6 protein-coding genes are annotated in these 7,001 nt (G+C 72.9%); 1 reads left to right on the top strand and 5 read right to left on the bottom strand.

Annotation, left to right across the window (positions count from 1 at the left end; translation table 11 throughout):
- Both CCS38_RS15755 and pdxH read right to left on the bottom strand, forming a co-directional pair.
- Positions 1 to 1,262, bottom strand: a 1,262-nt coding sequence (locus tag CCS38_RS15755) for a PAS domain-containing protein (protein WP_372457085.1), incomplete at its 3' end; no start/stop codon positions are given.
- Positions 1,263 to 1,809: 547 nt separating this feature from the next.
- Complete coding sequence (pdxH, locus tag CCS38_RS15750) at positions 1,810 to 2,490, bottom strand: pyridoxamine 5'-phosphate oxidase (protein WP_372457084.1); 681 nt, start codon at positions 2,488 to 2,490, stop codon at positions 1,810 to 1,812.
- A 409-nt stretch (positions 2,491 to 2,899) separates the two neighbouring features.
- Between pdxH and CCS38_RS15745 the strand changes: the two genes are divergently transcribed.
- On the top strand, positions 2,900 to 4,003 hold the full coding sequence (locus tag CCS38_RS15745) for a citrate synthase 2 (protein ID WP_223733897.1): 1,104 nt from the start codon (positions 2,900 to 2,902) through the stop codon (positions 4,001 to 4,003).
- Positions 4,004 to 4,036: 33 nt separating this feature from the next.
- Here CCS38_RS15745 and CCS38_RS15740 read toward each other — a convergent pair whose 3' ends face one another.
- The 3 genes from CCS38_RS15740 to CCS38_RS15730 are packed head-to-tail and all read right to left on the bottom strand — an operon-like array spanning position 4,037 to position 6,956.
- Positions 4,037 to 4,642: a TetR/AcrR family transcriptional regulator gene (locus CCS38_RS15740; RefSeq protein ID WP_223733896.1), complete on the bottom strand. Its 606-nt coding sequence runs from the start codon at positions 4,640 to 4,642 to the stop codon at positions 4,037 to 4,039.
- Positions 4,630 to 5,382, bottom strand: coding sequence for an enoyl-CoA hydratase family protein (locus CCS38_RS15735; protein WP_223733895.1), 753 nt, complete (start codon positions 5,380 to 5,382; stop codon positions 4,630 to 4,632). Before CCS38_RS15735 ends, CCS38_RS15740 begins: the two co-directional genes overlap by 13 nt.
- Entirely contained in the window at positions 5,379 to 6,956 is a 1,578-nt protein-coding gene (locus CCS38_RS15730) for an AMP-binding protein (RefSeq protein ID WP_223733894.1), read from the bottom strand. The genes CCS38_RS15735 and CCS38_RS15730 overlap by 4 nt, the downstream gene beginning before the upstream one ends.
- Positions 6,957 to 7,001: the final 45 nt, after the last annotated feature.

Here is a 7,001-nt window from a genome sequence, read left to right as displayed (position 1 = left end):
GCTTGAGGAGCAGCCTGATGTCCGACTTCGTACCCGGACTCGAAGGAGTCGTCGCGTTCGAGACGGAGATCGCCGTGCACCGTGCCCTCGGGCCACTTGCGGGCCGCCGCCCAGCCCTCCGGCGTGACCGCCAGACCCGCGCTGGCCCGCACCGAACCGCGGCGCCGGTACGCCTGGACGGCCGGGTGACCCGGTACGTACGTCAGCGGGATGCCGGTCCCCGTGACCGGCTGCGCGGGCCCGGGCGCGCCCGCGGGCGAGGCGAGCATGCGGATCAGCCGGGGCGCGGGCTCGGTCGCGTCGTCGGGAGCCGCCGCCAGATCCGCGTCCTCGATGGGCGTGGTCGCGTCCATGCCGGAGAGCGGCGGACCGGCGGGCGAGGGGGACATGGCGAGATCGACCAGGCCGTGGTCGGCGAAGCCGGCCAGCGCGAAGTCGAGGTGGACGGCGGCCGCCTCCTCCGGGTCCTCGCACTCGGCGGCCGCGCGACCCGCGCGGTGCAGCTGGTTGGCGCGGAAGCGCAGCAGCGAACTGTCCTGTTCGGTGCGCTTGAGGTCGGTGATGTCCTGGAAGAGCCAGCCGACGCCGAGCGGGACAGGCTCCTCGGCGAGCGGCGACGCCAGCCGCAGGAAGCCGCTGCGCCAGCACCGGCGGGGCTCCTCGGCCTCCTCGGAGCGGAGCGTCACCCACAGCTCGGTGGCGGCCGGGGGCGCGCCCTCCGCCAGTACGTGCTGGAGCGCGGCCTCCAGCTCCTCGACGCCCTGGGCCAGCAGATCGCCCAGCGGGCGGCCGAGGACGTGCGTGCGCCCGAGGCCCAGGGCGCGCGCGGCGTGGGCGTTGACCACGGCGGGGCGCAGGTCGGCGTCGACGAGCACCACGCCCCAGGACGCGTCGTCGAAGAGGGCTTCGCTGAGCGCGATGGAGCGTTCGAGGTCGATCTGGGTGTGGACCTCGCTGAAGGCGCAGTACACGCCGGCGGGCGCGCCGTCGGCGCCGGTGACGGCCGAGGACTGGGTCCGTACGAGGACCCGGCCGCCCTCCTTGGTGAGCAGCGCGAACTCGTGCACCTGGCGGCCCGGGGAGGTCATCGCGGCCATCAGCGCCGCGTGCACCTCGTCGGCGTCCTCGGCGCGCACCGCCCAGCCGGCCAGCCCCTCGCGGCCGACCGCCTCGGCGGCGGTCCAGCCGAGGATGCGCTCGGCCTCGCGGTTCCAGTGGGTGACGGTGCCGTCGGCGTCGAGGGCGCACAGGGCGGCGTCCATGCCGTCCAGGAGGGCGGCGAGCAGGCCGGAGTCCTCACTGTCGGGTGGCGGCGGCGGGTCCGTGTCCGCTCCCTGGTCGTGGCTCTGGTCCGGGCGGCCCGGTTCCCCGGGCAGCGCGGCATTGAAGTGGCGGGACGAAGCAGTCACTGGCACCCCCTGCTGGACGCGGCTGCACGTGCTGCACGTCGGATCATTCAACTGGAACGTGACACAGCCCACACCCCATTCCGCGAAATCGATGCACGCCGGAAATTCGGTTGTGAGGAGCCGGACGGGTTCCTAGTGTGTGGTGCACACGAGAAGGGAGGTGGTTCGGCAGATGTATGCACACCGGACGCGTGAGGTGGCTGCGGGCTAGCGGCCCGTCGCTTCACTCAGTGCAGCGCCGGACCAGCGCACGAGACCTGTGCGCAGCCGGCCAATCCCCAGCAGTCACCCGACCCGCGGGCCGCCGGTTCGTCCGACCGGCCCCCGACGCCTCAGGGCGCCGGGGCAGTGGCCCGCGGGTCGTCTGCGTCTCCGGACGCTTCCGGGCCCGGCCGGCCCCTCAGGGCGCCAGCCGCTCCACCGTCCAGCCCGCCTCCGTGCGCACGTACCGCAGCCGGTCGTGCAGGCGGTTCTCGCGCCCCTGCCAGAACTCCACGGACTCGGCGGCGACCCGGTAGCCGCCCCAGTGCGGCGGCGCCGGCACCTGCTCGCCCTCGGGGTAGCGGGCCGTGAGCTCCGCGTAGGCCCGCTCCAGCTCCTCGCGGGAGCCGACCACCGAGGACTGCTCGCTGGCCCAGGCGCCCAGCTGGGAGCCGTGCGGGCGGGTGCGGAAGTACGCGGCGGTCTCGTCGCGGCCGATGCGTTCGGCGGTGCCGCCGACGATGACCTGGCGGGCGAGCGGGTGCCAGGGGAAGAGCAGCGAGACGGCCGGGTTCCCGGCGAGGTCGCGGCCCTTGCGGCTGGCGTAATTGGTGAAGAAGACGAAGCCGCGGTCGTCGAACGCCTTCAGCAGGACGGTGCGGGAGCTGGGCCGCCCGGCGGCGTCCGCCGTGGAGACGACCATGGCGTTGGGCTCATGTATGCCGCTCGCGGCCGCTTCTTTGAACCAGCGCGCGAACTGTTCGTACGGAGTGCCGGCGAGATCTTCCTCGGCGAGGCCGTGCGCGCGGTACTGGGCGCGCATCGAGGCGGGGTCGGGGTGGTGGGCTGCGGATGCGGCGTCGGCAGAGTGCACGGGCATATCTTGCAGCATCGGCCGGGTCGCGCGGGCGGTCGGCGGCAGGCTCGTGAGCCACTCGTGGCCAGGCAGTCTGCCCGTCTTCGGTGGCGTGTAACCCTCCCGTTGGGAAATCGCACAGTGTGCCGGATGTCACGCTTCCCCGCATGTGGGGAAACCACCAAAATCGTCTGCTGGGACGCTGTGGGCTCCGGACATCCGGAGATATGGTGTCCGCCCCCGGAACGCCGGAACGAACCAGTGACGCGCCGTCCCCGCCGCGGTCCGACCGGAAACGCGGGGACCGCCGGGCGAGCGCGAGCAGTCCAGGCAAGGAGCACCGACGACCGCAGCGCACATGACCGCACGGCCCCGACCGAACGGCAGCGCGGCCACGAGCCGACGCGCCGTCCCTAGCTTGAGGAGCAGCCTGATGTCCGACTTCGTACCCGGACTCGAAGGAGTCGTCGCGTTCGAGACGGAGATCGCCGAACCTGACAAGGAAGGCGGCTCGCTGCGGTACCGCGGCGTCGACATCGAAGACCTGGTCGGCAAGGTGTCGTTCGGGAACGTGTGGGGCCTGCTGGTCGACGGGGCGTTCAACCCCGGCCTGCCGCCGGCCGAGCCGTTCCCGATCCCCGTGCACTCCGGCGACATCCGCGTCGACGTCCAGTCCGCGCTGGCGATGCTCGCCCCGGTATGGGGCCTGAAACCGCTGCTGGACATCGATGAGGCCGAGGCGCGCGACAATCTGGCGCGCGCCGCCGTCATGGCCCTGTCCTACGTCGCCCAGTCGGCCCGCGGCCAGGGCCTGCCGATGGTCCCGCAGAAGGAGATCGACAAGGCGGACACCATCGTCGAGCGGTTCATGAAGCGGTGGCGGGGCGAGCCCGACCCCAAGCACGTGAAGGCCGTCGACGCGTACTGGACGTCGGCCGCCGAGCACGGCATGAACGCCTCGACCTTCACCGCCCGCGTCATCGCCTCCACGGGTGCCGACGTGGCCGCCGCGCTCTCGGGTGCGGTGGGCGCGATGTCCGGTCCGCTGCACGGCGGCGCGCCGTCCCGCGTACTGGGCATGATCGAGGAGATCGAGCGCACCGGTGACGCGAAGGCGTACGTGAAGCAGGCGCTGGACCGCGGCGAGCGGCTGATGGGCTTCGGGCACCGGGTGTACCGCGCGGAGGACCCGCGGGCGCGCGTGCTGCGCCGGACGGCCAAGGAGCTGGGCGCGCCGCGCTTCGAGGTCGCCGAGGCACTGGAGAAGGCGGCGCTGGAAGAGCTGCACAACCGCCGGCCCGACCGGATTCTCGCGACCAACGTGGAGTTCTGGGCGGCGATCACGCTGGACTTCGCCGAGGTCCCGGCGCACATGTTCACGTCGATGTTCACCTGCGCCCGGACGGCCGGCTGGAGCGCGCACATCCTGGAGCAGAAGCGGACCGGCCGGCTGGTGCGGCCCTCCGCCCGGTACGTGGGACCGGCGGCGCGCAGCCCGCGCGACATCTCCGGGTACGAGGACATCTCGGCCCGCTGACGGCCGGAGAGCCGTAGCTGACGGCCGGCGCCCTCAGTGGCCCAGTGCCCCGTCCAGGAGACGGGACCACTGGGCCACTACGCGTTCGCGGCGGGGGGTGTCGTCGCTGAGGAGAGTGGCCAGCCCCAGGCCCCGGGCCATGTCGAGGAGGCCCTGGACGGTTTCGCGTACACCGGGGACCGACTCGTCGGCGCCCAGGAGTTCCACGGCGATGCGGTGCGACTCGCGGCCGACGCGGGCCTCCAGTTCGGTGACCCGGCCATGCAGCTGGTCCTCGTTGGCTGCGGCGACCCAGAGGTGCAGCGCGGCCCGGAAGAGCGGGCCGGTGTAGAGGTCCACGACGGCGGCGACCACGGCCCGGCGGTCGGCCGGCGCGGAGGCGGGGAAGAGGGTACGGAGGGCCTGAGAGCGTTCCTCGGCCACGTATTCGACCGCCGCCGTGAAGAGGTCTTCGCGGGTGGGGAAGTGGTGCTGCGCTGCACCCCGGGAGACGCCGGCGCGTTCGGCCACGACCGAGACCGTGGAGCCCGCCCAGCCATGTTCCGCCAGGCAGGAGACGGCGGCTTCGAGGAGCTTGCGGCGGGTGGCGCGGCTGCGTTCCTGCTGGGGTTCTCGGCGTGGTGAGGTCATCGTGACCATGATGGCTCCCGGCGTTCGAGGAAGGCCGTCATGCCCTCCCGTGCTTCGTCCGAGGAGAATAGGCGGGCCGACAGGCCGGCCAGGGCGGCAGTGTCGCGGTCGAAGGTGCGGAGCGTATCGGCCGTGGTGAGCCGCTTGGATTCGGCCAGTCCCTGGGGGGATGCCTTGCGGAGACCGGCGAGGAGGGGGGCGAGTGCCTCGTCCACGTCCTCCGCGGCCAGGGTGATCAGGCCCGTACGGGCCGCCTCCGTGGCGTCGAAGCGTTCGCCGGTGAGGTAGTAGCGGGAGGCGGCCCGGGGGTCCATGCGGGGCAGTACCGGCATGGAGATCACCGCGGGGGCGAGGCCGAGTCGCGCCTCGGTGAAGGCGAAGGTCGCGGCGGGGCCCGCCACGGAAATATCGCAGGCGGCCAGGAGGCCCAGGCCGCCGGCCCGTACATGACCCGTGACCCGGGCGACGACGGGCCTGGGCAGCTCGACGAGCGTGCGGAGGAGGCGGGCCAGCCCCAGCGGGCCGTCCTCGGCCGCGCCCGATGCCGCTTCGGAGAGGTCGGCGCCGGCGCAGAACGTGGTGCCGGTGTGGGTCAGGACGACGGCCCGGGTTTCGGGGTCCTCGACGGCATCGGCCAGTGCCTGGTGGAGCTCGGTGACCAGGGCGGCGGAGAGCGCGTTGCGGTTGTGGGGCGAGTCGAGGGTGAGGGTGGTGATGCCGCGCTCGTGGGAACGGTGAACGAGCGTCATGCGGTCCTCCTTTCCCGGGCGCGGAGTTCGCGCCGCAGGATCTTGCCGCTGACGGCGCGCGGCACGGTGTCCGTGAACTCCACCCGCCGGATCTTCTTGTAGGGGGCCACCCGGGCCGCAACGTACGCGATGATCTCCTCCTCGGTGAGCAGGGACCCCGGCTGCGGCACGACGTACGCCTTGGGGATCTCGTTGCCGTCGGCGTCGGTCACGCCGATGACGGCCGCGTCGGCGATGTCCTCGTGCTGGAGGAGCAGCGCCTCCAGGTCGGCGGGGGCCACCTGGTACCCCTTGTACTTGATCAGTTCCTTGACCCGGTCGACGACGTACAGCCAGCCGTCCGCGTCGCAGTAGCCGATGTCGCCCGTGTGCAGCCAGCCCTCGGCGTCGATCATGGCGTCGGTGGCCTCGGGGCGGCCCAGATAGCCCTTCATGACCTGGGGGCCGCGGATGAGGATCTCGCCGGTGGCGTCCGGGCCGAGGTCGGCGCCGCCGTCCAGGTCGAGGATGCGCATCTCGGTACCGGGCAGCAGCTTGCCGACCGTGCCGGGCGGCGCCTCGTCGGCGTCCCGCGGCACGACGTGGGTGCCGGGCGAGAGTTCGGTCATGCCGTACGCCTGGAGGAGCGGCGGCAGTCTCAGCCGGCCGGCGCACGCGGCCGCCAGGTCGGCGTCCAGCGGCGCGGCCGCGCTGAGCACGTACTCCAGCGAGGAGAGGTCCCGGCCCGCGACGGCCGGGTGCTTGGCGAGCGCCAGGACGATCGGCGGGGCCACGTAGATCGCGTTGACCCGGTGGGTCTCGATGGCGGTCAGGAAGGTGTCGAGGTCGAAGCGGGGCAGGACGACGACGGTGGCGCCCTGCCGGAGCGGGGCGTTCATCAGCGCGGTCATCCCGTAGATGTGAAAGAAGGGGAGCACCGCGAGAATGCGGTCGCCGGGGCCGCCGCTGAGGACGCCCTCCAGCTGGACGAGGTTGGTGGCGATGTTGCGATGGGTGAGCATCACGCCCTTGGGCGCGCCGGTGGTACCGGAGGAGTACGGCAGGCAGGCCAGGTCCTCGGCCGGGTCGATCGCGACCTGCGGCTCGGGCGCCTCGGTGGCCAGCAGGTCGGCCAGGGAGCGGTGGCCCTCGGCCCCGTCGCAGACGAAGATCTCCGTCACGCCGCCGCACTTCTCCGCCGCGGTCCGGGCGGTGGCCAGCAGCATCGAGACCGTCACCAGCCAGCGGGCGCCCGAGTCGCGCAGTTGCTTCGCCACCTCGTCCGCGGTGGCAAGCGGATGGACGGGCGTGACGACGGCGCCGCAGCGCGAGGCGGCGTAACAGACGAGGGGGTACGCGAGGGAGTTCGGGCTGTGCAGGGCCAGCACATCGCCCTTGCGGACGCCCGCTTCGGCGAGGGCCGCGGCGAGCCGGCGAGTGCGGGCGTCCAGCCCGGCGTAGCTGAGGGTGGTGCCGGTCAGGCCGTCGACCAGGGCCACCCGGTCGGCGTGCGCGACGGCCGAGTGGCCCAGTACTGCTTCGTGGATGGGCAGGTCGAGCGGTGCGACATCGGGGTACTCGCTGCGGAACACCATGGACTCACGGCCCTTCGCTCGGTGGTCGGACGGCTGCCGGCTGCG

This window comes from Streptomyces purpurogeneiscleroticus (assembly GCF_020024005.1).
Lineage (GTDB): Bacteria > Actinomycetota > Actinomycetes > Streptomycetales > Streptomycetaceae > Streptomyces > Streptomyces purpurogeneiscleroticus.
Note: the sequence above shows the minus strand (reverse complement) of the source record. Positions and strands in the feature narration are given on the sequence as shown.